This window comes from Anaerobacillus arseniciselenatis (genome assembly GCF_001865995.1).
GTDB lineage: Bacteria > Bacillota > Bacilli > Bacillales > Anaerobacillaceae > Anaerobacillus > Anaerobacillus arseniciselenatis.
The window spans coordinates 185,791-200,176 of the sequence record NZ_MLQQ01000018.1; the positions used below are offsets into that span (position 1 = coordinate 185,791).

At 37.7% G+C, this 14,386-nt stretch carries 12 protein-coding genes; 9 read left to right on the plus strand and 3 right to left on the minus strand.

Going from position 1 to position 14,386, the window contains the following annotated elements; translation table 11 throughout:
* Window positions 1–15 precede the first annotated feature (15 nt).
* The 5 genes from BKP35_RS09850 to BKP35_RS09870 all read left to right on the plus strand — a co-directional run bounded on the left by BKP35_RS09850 (window position 16) and on the right by BKP35_RS09870 (window position 7,587).
* On the plus strand, window positions 16–636 hold the full coding sequence (locus tag BKP35_RS09850; RefSeq protein WP_071313171.1) for a hypothetical protein: 621 nt from the start codon (window positions 16–18) through the stop codon (window positions 634–636).
* A 336-nt stretch (window positions 637–972) separates the two neighbouring features.
* Window positions 973–2,331, plus strand: a complete 1,359-nt coding sequence (locus tag BKP35_RS09855) for an efflux RND transporter periplasmic adaptor subunit (protein WP_071313172.1) — start codon at window positions 973–975, stop codon at window positions 2,329–2,331.
* Between the two features lie 29 nt (window positions 2,332–2,360).
* Window positions 2,361–5,462, plus strand: a complete 3,102-nt coding sequence (locus BKP35_RS09860; protein WP_071313173.1) for an efflux RND transporter permease subunit — start codon at window positions 2,361–2,363, stop codon at window positions 5,460–5,462.
* 17 nt (window positions 5,463–5,479) lie between these two features.
* A complete protein-coding gene (locus tag BKP35_RS09865; protein WP_071313174.1) occupies window positions 5,480–6,166 on the plus strand; it encodes a response regulator transcription factor in 687 nt (228 codons plus the stop codon).
* Entirely contained in the window at window positions 6,166–7,587 is a 1,422-nt protein-coding gene (locus tag BKP35_RS09870) for a sensor histidine kinase (protein ID WP_071313175.1), read from the plus strand. Before BKP35_RS09865 ends, BKP35_RS09870 begins: the two co-directional genes overlap by 1 nt.
* Window positions 7,588–7,780: 193 nt before the next feature.
* Here BKP35_RS09870 and BKP35_RS09875 read toward each other — a convergent pair whose 3' ends face one another.
* Entirely contained in the window at window positions 7,781–8,830 is a 1,050-nt protein-coding gene (locus BKP35_RS09875; protein ID WP_071313176.1) for an AbrB family transcriptional regulator, read from the minus strand.
* A 149-nt stretch (window positions 8,831–8,979) separates the two neighbouring features.
* Window positions 8,980–9,564 carry a 5'-deoxynucleotidase gene (gene yfbR / locus BKP35_RS09880; protein WP_071313177.1) on the minus strand — a complete coding sequence of 195 codons (585 nt, stop codon included), beginning with the start codon at window positions 9,562–9,564 and terminating at the stop codon, window positions 8,980–8,982.
* A gap of 321 nt (window positions 9,565–9,885) precedes the next feature.
* Between yfbR and BKP35_RS09885 the strand changes: the two genes are divergently transcribed.
* The gene (locus tag BKP35_RS09885; protein ID WP_071313178.1) at window positions 9,886–10,542 is read left to right on the plus strand and encodes a hypothetical protein; all 657 of its coding nucleotides are present in this window, start codon (window positions 9,886–9,888) and stop codon (window positions 10,540–10,542) included.
* A gap of 277 nt (window positions 10,543–10,819) precedes the next feature.
* Here the strand turns inward: BKP35_RS09885 and BKP35_RS09890 are convergent, their stop codons facing one another.
* Complete coding sequence (locus tag BKP35_RS09890) at window positions 10,820–11,116, minus strand: hypothetical protein (protein WP_071313179.1); 297 nt, start codon at window positions 11,114–11,116, stop codon at window positions 10,820–10,822.
* 360 nt (window positions 11,117–11,476) lie between these two features.
* On the opposite strand from BKP35_RS09890, the gene BKP35_RS19515 reads away from it, so the two are divergent.
* The 3 genes from BKP35_RS19515 (at window position 11,477) to BKP35_RS09900 (ending at window position 14,217) form a co-directional block, all read left to right on the plus strand.
* Window positions 11,477–11,641 carry a hypothetical protein gene (locus BKP35_RS19515; protein WP_169819192.1) on the plus strand — a complete coding sequence of 55 codons (165 nt, stop codon included), beginning with the start codon at window positions 11,477–11,479 and terminating at the stop codon, window positions 11,639–11,641.
* Window positions 11,642–11,842: 201 nt separating this feature from the next.
* Window positions 11,843–12,322, plus strand: a complete 480-nt coding sequence (locus tag BKP35_RS09895; protein WP_071313180.1) for a hypothetical protein — start codon at window positions 11,843–11,845, stop codon at window positions 12,320–12,322.
* Between the two features lie 449 nt (window positions 12,323–12,771).
* Window positions 12,772–14,217, plus strand: coding sequence for a DEAD/DEAH box helicase (locus tag BKP35_RS09900; protein WP_071313181.1), 1,446 nt, complete (start codon window positions 12,772–12,774; stop codon window positions 14,215–14,217).
* Window positions 14,218–14,386 lie beyond the last annotated feature (169 nt).

The window sequence follows — 14,386 nt, forward strand, 5'->3', positions numbered from 1 at the left end:
TGTGACAACAAAAAAATGAATGAAAACAATTATGTTTGGTATGCAAGTTACGGGTCAAATTTAAGTAAAGACCGATTTTTATGCTATATAAGAGGCGGCAAACCCGAAGGATCTGAAAAAGAAGAAGTCGGTTGTAGAGATCAATCATTACCTCTAAAAGAAGAAACATTCGTCATGAATTTTCCATTATACTTTGCAAAAAATTCCGATCGGTGGCAACAACAAGGAGTCGCTTTTATTGGTCTTACCAAAGACCAAAACGAAGTAACGTATAGCAGAAAATATTTAATTACAAAAGAACAATTTTTAGATGTTGTCAAACAAGAAAATAATGGTGTTGAGCTTGATATTGATTTAGAAAAAGTAAAAAAAGAAGTGTACTTAACTCTTCGAGACTCGTGGTACGGGACGATTTTATTTTTAGGAGAAGCGGAAGGGGCGTCGATATTTACGTTTACGGCTGATTGGGATTTAGACGTGCCGTTTAATAAGCCGTCCGAGCAATATTTAAGTATGATCATCGAAGGTCTCAAACGATACGTAAACCTTAACAGTCATGATATTATCAATTATTTATCGACAAAACCCGGAGTAATAGATAATTATTGTAAAGAAGAAATTGAAAAATTAATCTAATCGTGTGATAGGTGATCAATTACGATCACCTTTTTGCTTATAACAAATTATGTATTTCTATGTAAATACATTTGCTGACCGAGATTATTGAACGAGCCTCTAAAATTCGATAGAAGTTTACAGCGAAGTGAGAGAACTCGGTCAGCATTTACATGCTAAATGGTGACGATCCCTGTCATGAGCATTTTGTATGAAAATAAAATGACGGTCGACTTTATCGAAATGATAATAATATTAAAATTAGTTTTATTGTTCACATTGTGTTCATTTAACCGTGATAAAATAACAAAGTATAATACGAATAGGTTTTTTTAGATCTGAGGAGGAAAATAAGAAATGAATTGGAAAAAAATGAAGTGGGCAACACCCTTCTTAGCAGCAGCTATATTGGTTGGTTGTAATACTGGTGGAGACAGTGTAGATGAAGCAACTCAAGAAGAGGCACCGTCGTTATACCCCGTTGAACTGGATGAAGTAACGAAGGGGCTGCTTACAGATGAAATAAAATTATCAGGAAATGTAATGCCGAGTAAACAAATGGTCGTTCTCCCAATGCTTACAGGGGAAGTAACAAAAGTAAATGTGGCAAATGGTGATCAAGTAGAAAAAGGAGATATTTTAATTGAAATAGATGCTTCAGATATTGAATTAAATGTGGCTCAAGCTCAAGCGGGTCTCGATGCGGCAAGAGCGAATCTAGCAGGATCAAGACAGATGCGGGAGCAAAGTATGAAACAAGCGCAACTTCAATTAGACCAAGCAACTGATCTATTAAAACAGCTAGATGAACTAGAAGGAGATGGAAGCATCGATACAGATGAAATTCCGTCTAACCTTCAAGAAATCATTCAAAACCTAGTTGGGGCCAATATGCCAGGTGATTTTGATCGAAAGCAAGCTGAAATGGCCGTAGAGCAAGCTGAAACAGCTTTGGAGCAAGCGAGAAGTACGACACAAATCGAAGCGGCTGAAGCTTCTGTAAAACAAGCCGAAATTGCTGTTGAAATGGCAGAAAAACAACTAACGAATGCCGTTATAAGGGCGCCGATTTCTGGACAAGTTACGAACTTCACAGCAGTTGTCGGTCAAATGGTGTCGCCGCAAGCACCATTATCACAAATTGTTCAAATGGAAGAGCCACTTGTTCAAATGAATGTGAATGAATCGGTGCTTCCTTCTTTAAAAAGAGATCAGGATGTTGAGGTAGTGATAAAATCATTAAATAGAGCGTATAAAGGGACAATTTCGTACATCAGTATCATGCCTGCTGAGCAATCACTTTCTTATCCAGTAGAAATTAAAATAAATGATGGCGATGAAAATTTACGTGTTGGTATGATGGCTGAAGTGATCGTCACTGTATCGGATGAACAGAAACAAACGGTCGTCCCTGTAGATGCAATCATCACAGAAAATAATAAAACGATTGCTTATGTGACAAATGATGGCGAAACTGTAGAGCGTCGTAAAGTAACAATCGCCTCAGAAACCGTAGATTTTTATAGTATTGAAGCAGGTTTAGAACCTGGGGAATTCGTTATCGTTCGTGGAGCTCATCAACTTTATGATGGAGCATTGATTAATGTGCGGAATCCGGATCTTTTAGAAGATAGAGTAAATGAAACTGAAGGCCAAACCGAAGAAATAGAAGAAATTGATGAGGAAGAGGACGACGATACCTCAGAAGATGAATGATACTTGCGATATGTCACGGAGGAATATAGATGAGACTAATTAAAGAATCCGTTAAGAGACCGGTTGGTGTCATTATCATGACACTCGTCGTAATGATGTTAGGGGTTGTTTCTCTTACTGGATTAAGAGTAGATTTAATGCCAGATTTAGATTTACCGATTGCGGTTGTTATGACACCTTATAATGGGGCCGCACCACAAGAAGTAGAAAATTTAGTCACTAGACCGCTAGAAGGTTCGTTAAGTGCTACGGAAGGCTTAGACACGATGCAGTCGATATCGGCACCTAATCAATCGGTCATTCTTTTAATGTATAACTTCGGTACGAATTTGGATGTTGCGATGTTAGACTTACGAGATCGTGTTGATATGGTCGAGCAAATGTTACCGGAAGGGGCCGGCTCTCCGACGATCATGAGGTTTGATCCTAACCAAATGCCAATTATGCAAATCGGTATTTCAGCGGACATGGATTTAACCCGTCTAACAAACATTGCCGAAGATACGATTCTTCCAAGAATCGAACGACTTCCAGGAGTAGGTCAAGTGAATATAACTGGAGGGCAGGAACGAGAAATTTCTGTTGAACCAGACCTGACAAAAATGCAAAACTACGGTTTAACGATCACACAGTTAGCACAACTGATTGGTGGCGAAAATCGTTCTGCACCAGCTGGTGACGTTGTTCGTGGTGGGGATGAAATGCCGTTACGTATCGTCGGTGACTTTCGTTCTGCAGAAGATATTCGAAAAATAAATATCCCACTACGAACAGGTGAAACGATTAAACTTTCAGAAATCGCTGAAGTGAAAGATCAGTTCAAAGAACAAGATTCTTTAGCTTATGTCAACGGAAAGCCGACGTTAAGCCTTGATATTTTAAAGCAAACAGACGCAAATACGGTGGAAGTGTCGCGAGCCGTTACAAGTGAGCTCGAACGACTTGAAAGTGACCTTAATGGTGGCGTGTCACTCGTACCGATTATGGATTCAGCGATGTTCATTCAAGAATCCGTCAATAGTGTTTCGAGAAACTTAATTCTCGGTGGAATTATGGCGTTATTCGTTCTTCTAGCATTTTTACGAAGCTTTAGAAGTACGTTAATTATCGGTTTATCGATTCCGATTGCTTTAATTTCTGCGTTTACATTGCTATATTTTGCAGGAGAAACATTAAACATCATAACTTTAGGAGGACTGGCACTAGGAGTCGGTTTACTTGTCGATAGTTCAATCGTAATTTTAGAAAATATTTATAAATACCGTGAACGTGGATATTCACGAACCCAATCGGCGATCAAAGGGGCTTCAGAAGTTTCAAGTGCGGTTATTGCATCTACACTGACAAGCCTTGTTGTATTCGTACCAATCGTGTTTACAGGAGGAATTGCGGCTGAAATTTTCATGCCATTAGCTTTAACGGTTGGATTTACGCTATTAGCATCATTAGCTGTTGCTCTTACGTTAGTTCCGATGTTATCAGGTTTATTACTTCCAGAAATTAAAGTCGAGGAAGACCCAAGGGGCTTAAGAAAGATCGGAGTGGCCATCGGAAATTATTTAGATCGTTTAAATGAACGGTATCGTAGAGTGTTAAAATGGGCCATTAACCACCGAAAAACGATTATCTTTAGCACTGTTTTGTTATTAGTAGCTAGTTTTGGGAGTGTACGACTTGTCGGAACAGAGTTAATGCCATCGTTTGACCAAGGTGAACTTTCTGCTCGTTATGAAGTTCCATCTGGTACACCAATAGAAGAAACGAGAGAAACACTAGCGCAATTAGAAAAATTTTTAATAGAAACAGAAGCTACTGAAGTCATCTATTCTACCGTCGGTGGTGGCGGAATGATGGGCATGGGTGGTGCGGGTAATAACGAAGGAGAATTGTATGTTCGCCTCATGCCGCAAAATGAAAGAGACATCTCAACCAATGATTTAATCGAGCAATTTGACAGCTTCGCTCAGACAATTCCTGATTTAGAGTTAAATGTAAGAGCATTTGAAAGTCAAGGGATGGGTGGCGACCCTGTTGAAATTGAAGTTCGAGGCGAAGACTTTGATACGTTAAAATGGATTGCAGATGACATCCAAGAAATTATTAGTGAAGTACCAGGAGCAACGAACGTTACTCATTCGATGGGCGACACAAGACCAGAAATGCAACTGCATATCGATCGAGACTTAGCTAGCCGTTACGGCTTATCTTATCCTGAAGTGATGCAAACGGTGATGAGTAGTGTGAGTGGTCAAGTCGCAACGCTAATGCGATCGGAAGGTCAAGAAATAAGTGTAACAGTTATTTTACCAGAGGAGTATCGTGATAATTTTCAAAAACTACAAAATTTACCGTTGTTAACTCCTGTTGGAGATACGGTTCCACTTGCAGCGATAGCTAGTTTTGTTGAAGCAGATGGGCCGAATGTGATCAATCGTCAAAATCAAAGTCGAGGTGTGACAATTAGTGGTGATGTCGTTGATCGAGATTTAGGAAGTGTGATTGCCGATATTGAAAAAGAACTCGATCAATACATTTTCCCTGAAGGATACAGCTATCGTACAGGTGGAGAATTTGAGATGATGATGGATGCCTTTGTTGATCTTGCACTTGCATTGTCTTTAGCTATTTTCCTCGTGTACGCGGTCATGGCGTTCCAATTTGAAAAAGTCATGTATCCGTTTATCGTCATGTTTAGTTTACCAGCAACGTTTATCGGGATCATGATCGGCTTTGTGGTAACTGGAAGGCCTTTAAGTGTTCCAGCCTTTATCGGGGTGATCATGTTAAGTGGAATTGTTGTTAATAATGCGATCATTTTAGTTGATTATATTAACCAATTACGAGAAAGAGGATTATCAAGAGAAGAAGCAATCCTTGAAGCAGGTCCCGCCAGGTTACGACCGATATTAATGACGATGTTAACGACGGTACTCGCGATGGTTCCACTGGCAATTGGTATGGGCGAAGGCGCAGAATTACAAGCACCAATGGCAACCGTGATCGTTTTTGGTTTATCGTTTGCAACGATTATTACGTTACTTTTAGTACCGGTCATGTACATTTATACGGATAACTTTACGAATTGGTTCAAAGGACTGTTTAAACGTAATAAAGAGCAAGAAGTGTCCTAAGTAAGGGAGCTGTTTTCATGAAAAAATTACACTTATTAGTCGTTGATGATGATCCGAATATTTGTGAGCTCATTCGATTGTACGGTGAAAAAGCGGGGTATGAGGTTACGTCTGAATTAAATGGGTCGGAGGGCCTCGACTCATTTTACGAAAAAATACCTGATATTGTCGTGCTAGATATTATGCTTCCAGGAATGGACGGTTGGGAAATCTGTAAAGAAATCCGCAAAAGTTACCCTGTTCCCATTATTATGCTCACAGGCAAAGGTGAGGTTTACGATAAAATTAAAGGTTTGGAAATCGGTGCCGATGATTATGTCGTGAAGCCGTTTGATCCGAATGAACTGTTTGCAAGGGTAAAAGCGGTTTTAAGACGATATAACATTTTAAACAATGATGAAGGAATGTTAACACTACCTGGGTTAACGATCGACATGAAACAATATAAAATAGCTTGTTTTGGTGAAGAAATGACGTTGCCTCCTAAAGAGATTGAACTCCTTTACTTTTTAGCGTCTCAACCAAATCGGGTATTTACTAGACAAGAGTTGCTCGATCAAATCTGGGGCTATGATTTCGAAGGAGATGCGAGAACGGTTGATGTTCATATTAAAAGAATTCGTGAAAAACTTGGCAAAGAGGCTACGCAATGGGAATTAAAGACATTGCGTGGCATCGGTTATAAATTTCAGGTGAATGGATGATGAAACGAAGATCGAGTATATTCACGAAGTTATTTTTTACGTATTTATTTGGCTCTTTTGCTGCTTTTCTCGTTTTTGTTGCTATTTTTTATTTGTTGTTTAGTAATGATCTTAAACAAGATTTCACTGACGCCTTACATGAAAAAAGACATCAAGTTGAGCAAACGTTACAATTAGCTTACGAAGAAGGGCAAGATAAAGAAGCGATTATTTCAACGTTGAACTTTATTGGTGATTTCGATTATCGAAGTATCTTTTTGTTCGGTGCTGGTGGTGAACTGCTGTACAATTTCTCTTCATTTGAGGAATTACCATTCGAAAATTCTATTTATGTTGAAAAAGCGTTAAAGGGCGAGAGTGTAACTGAGTTTATAAAAAAAGATGGCAAGGCGATCTTTTTTATGGCAACACCTCTTAATGAAAACTATGATGAACAAGTGATGTTGATTGCATTGCACGGTTATGAGCAAACAGCTAGCAGAATGAAGGGAATCTTCTTATTAGCCGGCATTATCACAGTTTTAGGTACGACGTTGTTTTTATTCGTCATCTCTAAAAGAATTGCTGCGCCACTACGAGACATGAATAGTGTTGCCTTAGAGTATGCCAAAGGAAATTTTGATAAAAAAGTAACCGTAAAAAGTAAAGATGAAGTCGGTCAATTAGGCAACAGCTTGAACTATATGGCCAAAGAGCTTGAAAGTCTTGACTCGATGAGAAAAGAATTTGTCGCCAACGTTTCCCATGATATGCGCTCACCATTAACATCAGTGAACGGATTTATCGTAGCAATGTTGGATGGGACGATCCCAGAACATCAGCATAAACGTTATTTGCGTTTAATGAAAGATGAGACGACAAGGTTGATTAAACTTGTCAATGATTTACTTGATATTGCGAGTATCGAAGCTGGGCAAATGTCCATTTCACCGATCAGTTATAATTTGTCCGAACAAGTGCGAAAACTGATTGCAAAAGTGGAGCCAGAGTTAACGAAAGGACAACTAGAAGTTTCGTTAACCTCAAATCAAGAAGAGGACATCTATATTTATGCCGATCCAAATAGAATTGACCAAGTTCTAGGTAACTTAATGCAAAACGCGATTAATTTTTCACCTGAAAAAGGAATGATAGAAGTTGAAGTTGCGCAGAACGAACAAGAAGTGATAGTTTCGATTAAGGATCAAGGGCCAGGGCTACGCGAAGAAGAGATGAAGTTTATTTGGGATCGCTTCTTCAAAGTCGACAAAGCCCGAAGTCAAAAATCCGGTACCGGCATCGGCTTATCGATCGTAAAACACATCATCGATTTACACGACGCCAAAATCGAAGTCGATAGCACACCTGGGCACGGCACCAAATTCACAATTTTTATTGGGTGTCAGACACCAACGAAAGATCACTTTCACCAACATCAATGAAAATAAGTTATTAAGAAGTGCTCAATTAAAGAAAGTGAACATTCCCGTAGTAACTTATGTACAGGGGAGACCCACCCGTGGACAAATAAGCAATTTGTCTTTCTGGAGTGGACACGTTTCGAGAGGCTAATTGTTTCTCTCTAATTTAATCTGAAGGACTATACTTCTTTTTGGAGTATAGTCCTTTTTTAGATTAAGCGGCTTGCCTTTCTACTTCCTTTCGAAAATACCATTTCAATAACGAAGGAACAAAAATAATGATAATGAGAATTCGTATGAGCTGTAGCGCGCTAATCACCGCAGGATCAGCACCGATCATCGCACCTGTTAATACCATTTCAATTAACCCGCCTGGGGCAATGCTTAAAATCGCTGTTGTTAAATCCAATGTTGTAAAATGGGCTAACAAACCGCCTAAGCCAAACGAAATGACAATTAGAGAAAGTGAGACTGCAAAATAAACGAGACAATACTTCCCACCGAGCTTTAAGTCATGAAATGAAATATTCTTCCCTAGACCAATTCCGACAGCAACTTGGGCAGCATGTAAAACGATTACGGGGATACTTGCTAAATCAATACCACTAATATTCATGAGTGCAGTTAGTGCCATCGGAACAACAACAATCCCTGCCGGAATCAAATTTCGAAACAAAATCCCTAATACCACTGGAACTAAAAACCAAAAGTAATTCCAACCTCCCAGTTCAAATGCAGCGCCAACTCCGCCAATCGTCGCCACTTCTTGACCACTAAAAAAATATAATATAACCGCTGGTACGATAAATAACACCGTCATTAAACGCACCGTTTGAAATATCACCACAAAAGAAGTGTTCGCTTTTAAAGCTTCACTAGCAATGACCATTTCTGATAATCCACCTGGTATTGAACCAAAAACACTCGTCACTTTATCGACATTAATCCAGCGCGTCACTAAAATACTAATAAAAACACTTGCTAATATAAGAAGACAAGTCATCAAAAGATACGGCAGTAAATAAGGCCCAATCGTCATAAACGTATCCATCGTAAAATAAAGGCCGAAATAGATTCCGAGAATCATAAAACCGCCACTTTTTAAAGGATTCGGCCAATTCACAGAGCGGTTTGTAATTCCTTGCCATAGCATAACAGACGTTAGTGCCCCTAAAACCCAAGGAAGAGGGAAGTTAATCAAAGTAAATATATACCCGCCAATGACTCCAATAATACAAGTTTCGATCAACCGTGCAATGTTCATAAAATAACAGCTCCAATGCAAAGCAGTTTTTCGTATCACGAAACATTATACTTCAATTTACAATATTTTCATAGAGAACACGGTATTTTTTAAGCCAAGATCAAAAAAGCTGTCCTATGTGTCGAAACACGAATAGAACAGCAACTTTTTTATTCAGATATTTCATCCAATGTTTTTTCAAAACTTGGTGCCAAATGCTTTAGAAAATAATCAACTTCAGGCATGTCTAACTCGTGTACTTTTTGTTCGATTTGATTTTTCGCAATAGCAAACTCCCGGTTCCCAGCTAATAATTCAGTCACACATTTTAAGTATGCGTCTAATAAATCCGCCGCTTTAATAAATCGTATAAGTTCAGGGTCAGCATCATTTTCACTAATGATATTTTTATATATGACTTTTAAAGGATCTGGTGCTTGTTTAACTAATCTTTCAGCAGCTAATCCCTCAAGGTCGCGAAAGTTTTTTAAAATATCACGATTATGATGTTTTACAGGTGTTGGAATATCGCCGGTAAAAACTTCAGTCACATCATGAAAAAGCGATAACGTGACGGCTTTATCCGTATTAATATTTTTATTAAAAACTTCATTGGCAATCGAGCAAAGACAATGAGTAATGAGTGACACATGAAAAGAGTGCTCCGCGACATTCTCCTTCATGACATTTCTCATTAAACTCCAACGTTCTATGTAGCGAAGGCGGTATAAGTTGGCTAGTAAATGACTTTCCATATATTTCTCCCTTTCTAGCTGTTTTCACTAATCTTGAAGCTTATTAGCAAAAGCGATCTTTTTATAAAGCTTCACTTGTAATTATTATTTTAAAATCATACCTGATAAATAATATACCACATAGTGAAAACAAGCAAGGATAGTTACTATGTATAGAGATGTAGATGTCAAAATTAAACTTTATTCTCAAATAATGTGTTACACTAATGATGAAAAAAGTGATCTGAATTTTTAAAAATAAGAGTTAATTTAAAACAATGTCAAAGCTCACTACATAACAAAGATCAGTCGAGATTGTCATAAAAACGAGGGGGAATTTTCATGCGGTATTTATTTTTATTTATGCTAACTTTTGTGGTCATCAGTGGCTGTCAAACGAAAGAAACAAGTTTTCCTTTTAATAAAATCGATGATGACTTTGGATTATCAGCTTTTGAAATCCCTGAAAGCTGGAATGTATTACAAATCGGTTATCATTTTTCCTCGGAAAATCCAGATGAACCAGACTTATCGAAACGAATTTATACCGAGGAACCGCATATGGTGCAATTTCATTTCGGTAGAGCAAGTGAGGAAAACGAAATCGATATGGAAGAGATGAGGTTGCTTGAAGAGGGGATGGCTGAACGAGGTTCACCGAGTGCTCGGGCAACGAAACTCGTTTACAAGGTGAGTGCTGATCAACAGTTTGCAGAGTTGTGGATCAACAAAGAAGACCCCGACCTTCTAGAAACTAAGTTAGAAAACATGCATCGTAGAGATAAAAACCGTTCCGTATTTGAGTACGGTGAAGTAATCGAAGTAAACGGTAAAAACGTCTACTATTCAGGTATGGAAGGAGATCCTCCAGAAAAATTTTATTGGGCCTCTTCTGATGCTAAATTAATGTTTTCTTTGTTATTTTTCGAAAGTGAATTAGGTGAAGAAGAAAGGCAACTAGAAAATATGTTGCCAATCCTAGAAAAGCTAATAAAGTAGGTCCTTATGCAAACTCAAAAACGATAACCAAAATTAAATCACGTACCTCATTAGAGGCTGTCCCATGAGTGTCAGATACTATACGAATATACTATTTTATAGATGTATACATATAATATTCGTCTATAAATTAGGTATTTAGCGTTACTGCCATTTGTTTCAAGACAGCCTATTTTTGTTATGTGGAAATATTTGGTTAGTTAAGATGTATCTCATGACGTAATTGAGGTCATTAGCTTTGGTGACGGGTTGTGCCGTCATGACGGTTTTGTATGTATTATCCTGCCTTTATGTCCTCAAAGCTAAATTTCCGACCATTTCCGTATTTTTTAAAGATATAGTATGTTAAAAATCCTGCGATTGCTGAAAGAAGTACAACAGCCGCAATCATTATGTATAGTAGCCAATCAGAATAAATATAAAAGGTGACGGTCACTGTAAAAGCGATCGAAACTAACGATATTAGTAAACTCCTTAAAAAGTTACTTAACTGAAAGCAGAGAAGAATAGAAAACATAGCCGGAACGATAATACTTATTAAGCCAATTAAAATGACGATATGTAGCCAAGCCATAAACCAAAACCCCTTTCATTCATATGTATTTCAACAGATTGTTCACAATTCTGTCACAACTCTTAATGAAAGTATAATATAAGCGCTTCCAAATGTATGTAGGTTAAATTTGGTAAAACGTTAATATTGATTATGAAATTCGTTACATAATAATGAATTTCATAATTCAATATTTTCGCCACGAAGAGCAATATATAGTTGCGTCAAAACCATTCGCAAACCATATATTGCGTGATGTGGCTCGTTTTTGGTAATTATGAAATTCACTCATATATGTGATTTTTGCAAATAGTAAAAACAATTTAGTTTGTGAATTGTTTAACATATATTGTTAAATAATACATTTAAGGAGGTGATCGCATGGGTAAAAATAGAAAACGCGATAATCGTAACAACAATAACAACAATAATGATTTAAACATCGATAATGCAAACACTGAGTTTGCATCCGACAATGATGCACAAGATTTAAATCGCGATAATCGCAACAACCGCAACAATCGTAATGATAACAATGACAAATAATTTTGGTAAAGCTGCCGCATACTATCTACTTGCGGTAGCTTTTTTATATTTTACTATTTTCTAAAAGGTTAACAACAGTGAGAGATGGAGAATACTAAAAGCTACAATTGTACATCGAGGTGGGCTGTTTTTCGGATTTTTTTGTTGTTAATTTCTACTAATGGTATAATGGGTTGAAAAATTACGCTATTTGGAGGCAATATGTTAACTTTTGAACAAAAACTTGCAATTATTGAATCTTATCCTGAATTAACTCGTCACGATGTTTCGTTAAATCGTGTCAACTTTCATTTTGAAGAAAGTGGCAGTGACAAGAAGAATGTTGTTTATCACCTACACCCGAACGGGAACGGCTTTGTATACGCCGGCAAATTAAAAGTACCCAAGAAGGATCCTAAAGGTATGGTCAATATTAGAAACTTTTCTGAAGAAGATTTACGTTCACTCATCGAACGTTCAATTGAGTCCCTACATCCTGATGCAGTGTCAGAAGAAGATGAGCAAAGCGAAGAAGACGCATGGCTTAAAATTTGGGTCGACAAGGAGAACCATACTCTTGAAATCATTAAAGAAGATGAGATGTGGAACGTGTACGCAGGAGAACAGCTAGATGGAACTTTTCCATCTTACAATGAAGCAAAACAATATTTGCTTGAAGAAGGCTTTAAACCGAAGCGCTAAACGACATATGAGGAATGCTACTATCGGAAAACTTAACTAAAAGCTTCGATAAAAAATGAGAAGAGATGGCCAACGTAATGTGACCATCTCTTCGTTTCCTTACCCATTCATTAGCTTTACTTACAATCTGGGGTCGTATCGATTACTTTTAATCACAGAAACACCTCATTTCATTCATGTTAAAAACAATCTTGAAATTTCTGGTCACTGTGCAAAAGAATCACCTCATAACTGTATATCAACATCAACTAAGTGATGGGATTAGGTTAGGAGAGCATTACTGCCCTCGAATAATATGATGTCCTAAGGAGACAATTTTACTATAGCAATTATTGTTAAAAAACTTACGGATGACGACATTAAATATTGATTAATAGTTCTCAAGAATTAATAAATTTAAATCAGTCGTCAATAAAAATGCCAATAAAACCAAAAGAAGAGGTTACTACATGATGAAACAATTTAACGATTTACCATTAAATGAAGACTTAAAACGGGCTCTTTCTAGCTTGAATTACGAAAAACCTACCGAAGTACAAGCCAAAGTTATACCATTAGCTTTACAAAAAGAAGACCTTGTCGTTAAATCACAAACGGGAAGCGGTAAGACAGCAGCCTTTGGCATTCCGCTTTGTGAATTAGTGGAATGGGAGGAAAATAAGCCACAGGTCTTAATTTTAACACCAACGAGAGAGCTTGCTGTACAAGTAAAACAAGACATCACGAACATTGGTCGATTTAAACGTATTAAAGCCACGGCGGTATATGGGAAATCTCCTTTTGATAAACAAAAGTTAGAGCTTAAGCAAAAATCTCATGTGGTTGTTGGAACTCCAGGACGTGTGCTCGACCATATTGAAAAAGGAACACTTATCTTGGACAAAGTAAAGTATCTGGTCATTGATGAAGCAGATGAAATGTTGAATATGGGTTTTATTGACCAAGTAGAATCAATTATTAAAGAAGTTCCTAAAGACCGAGTCACCATGCTGTTTTCGGCAACATTACCAGACGATATTAAAAACCTTAGTCATAAATACATGAAAACCCCTACTCAAATCGAAGTTACATCTACAGCGGGGATCACGACTGATAAAATCGAACACTTTGTCATTAAAGTCGCTAATGACGATAAGTTTTCGCTCCTTAGAGATATGACAATCGTAGAAAATCCAGATAGTTGCATTATATTTTGCCGAACCCAAGAACAAGTCGAAAATTTGATTGAGCAACTAAACGAATATGATTATCCTTGTGACAAACTTCATGGAGGTATGTATCAAGACGACCGTTTTGCAGTGATGGACGATTTTAGACGTGGCAAATTTATATATTTAGTCGCGACAGACGTAGCGGCAAGAGGGATTGATATTGAAAATATTAGCCATGTCATCAACTACGACCTTCCACTAGAAAAAGAAAGCTATGTTCACCGGACCGGTAGAACTGGAAGAGCAGGAAAAACAGGAAAAGCAATTACATTTGTAACACCACACGAAGGAAGACGATTATCAGAAATCGAAGAGTTTGTTGGTTTTCACCTACAAATAATAGAGGCACCGACCCAACAAGAGGTCGATAATGGGAAAACAGCTTTCGAAGCGAAATTAAACGCCCGTCCAAAGATCAAAAAGGATAAGAGTGAAGAGTTAAACAAAGATATCATGAAGCTCTATTTTAATGGCGGAAAGAAAAAGAAGCTGCGTGCGGTTGACTTCGTGGGGACGATCGCCAAATTAGACGGAGTAACTGCCGATGACATCGGCATTATCGACATCCAAAACAGTGTCACCTATGTAGACATTTTAAATGGCAAAGGTCCTCTTGTCATTAATGAGATGAAAACAACAAAAGTGAAAGGAAAGCAGTTAAAAGTTCATAAGGCGAAGAAGTAATAACACAAAGTGGGGATGTGTGTCGAAGGGGGTCAATACGGATGAGGTTGTAAATATTTATAAAAACCTACATTATGATCTTCAATGTGCGTTAAAGTGGAAAATACCGTAATATCCGTGCGTAATGAGAGCTTCAATGTGCACGAAAAAGGAAGACTCTGTAAAATCT

What these genes read in the sequence shown, in the direction of transcription:
- BKP35_RS09870 (WP_071313175.1), top strand. Translation starts at nt 6,166, where the DNA reads ATGAAACGAAGATCGAGTATATTCACGAAGTTATTTTTTACGTATTTA.
- BKP35_RS09850 (WP_071313171.1), top strand. Translation starts at nt 16, where the DNA reads ATGAATGAAAACAATTATGTTTGGTATGCAAGTTACGGGTCAAATTTA.
- yfbR (WP_071313177.1), bottom strand. Translation starts at nt 9,564, where the DNA reads ATGGAAAGTCATTTACTAGCCAACTTATACCGCCTTCGCTACATAGAA.
- BKP35_RS09860 (WP_071313173.1), top strand. Translation starts at nt 2,361, where the DNA reads ATGAGACTAATTAAAGAATCCGTTAAGAGACCGGTTGGTGTCATTATC.
- BKP35_RS09900 (WP_071313181.1), top strand. Translation starts at nt 12,772, where the DNA reads ATGATGAAACAATTTAACGATTTACCATTAAATGAAGACTTAAAACGG.
- BKP35_RS09895 (WP_071313180.1), top strand. Translation starts at nt 11,843, where the DNA reads ATGTTAACTTTTGAACAAAAACTTGCAATTATTGAATCTTATCCTGAA.
- BKP35_RS09855 (WP_071313172.1), top strand. Translation starts at nt 973, where the DNA reads ATGAATTGGAAAAAAATGAAGTGGGCAACACCCTTCTTAGCAGCAGCT.
- BKP35_RS09865 (WP_071313174.1), top strand. Translation starts at nt 5,480, where the DNA reads ATGAAAAAATTACACTTATTAGTCGTTGATGATGATCCGAATATTTGT.
- BKP35_RS09890 (WP_071313179.1), bottom strand. Translation starts at nt 11,116, where the DNA reads ATGGCTTGGCTACATATCGTCATTTTAATTGGCTTAATAAGTATTATC.
- BKP35_RS19515 (WP_169819192.1), top strand. Translation starts at nt 11,477, where the DNA reads ATGGGTAAAAATAGAAAACGCGATAATCGTAACAACAATAACAACAAT.
- BKP35_RS09885 (WP_071313178.1), top strand. Translation starts at nt 9,886, where the DNA reads ATGCGGTATTTATTTTTATTTATGCTAACTTTTGTGGTCATCAGTGGC.
- BKP35_RS09875 (WP_071313176.1), bottom strand. Translation starts at nt 8,830, where the DNA reads ATGAACATTGCACGGTTGATCGAAACTTGTATTATTGGAGTCATTGGC.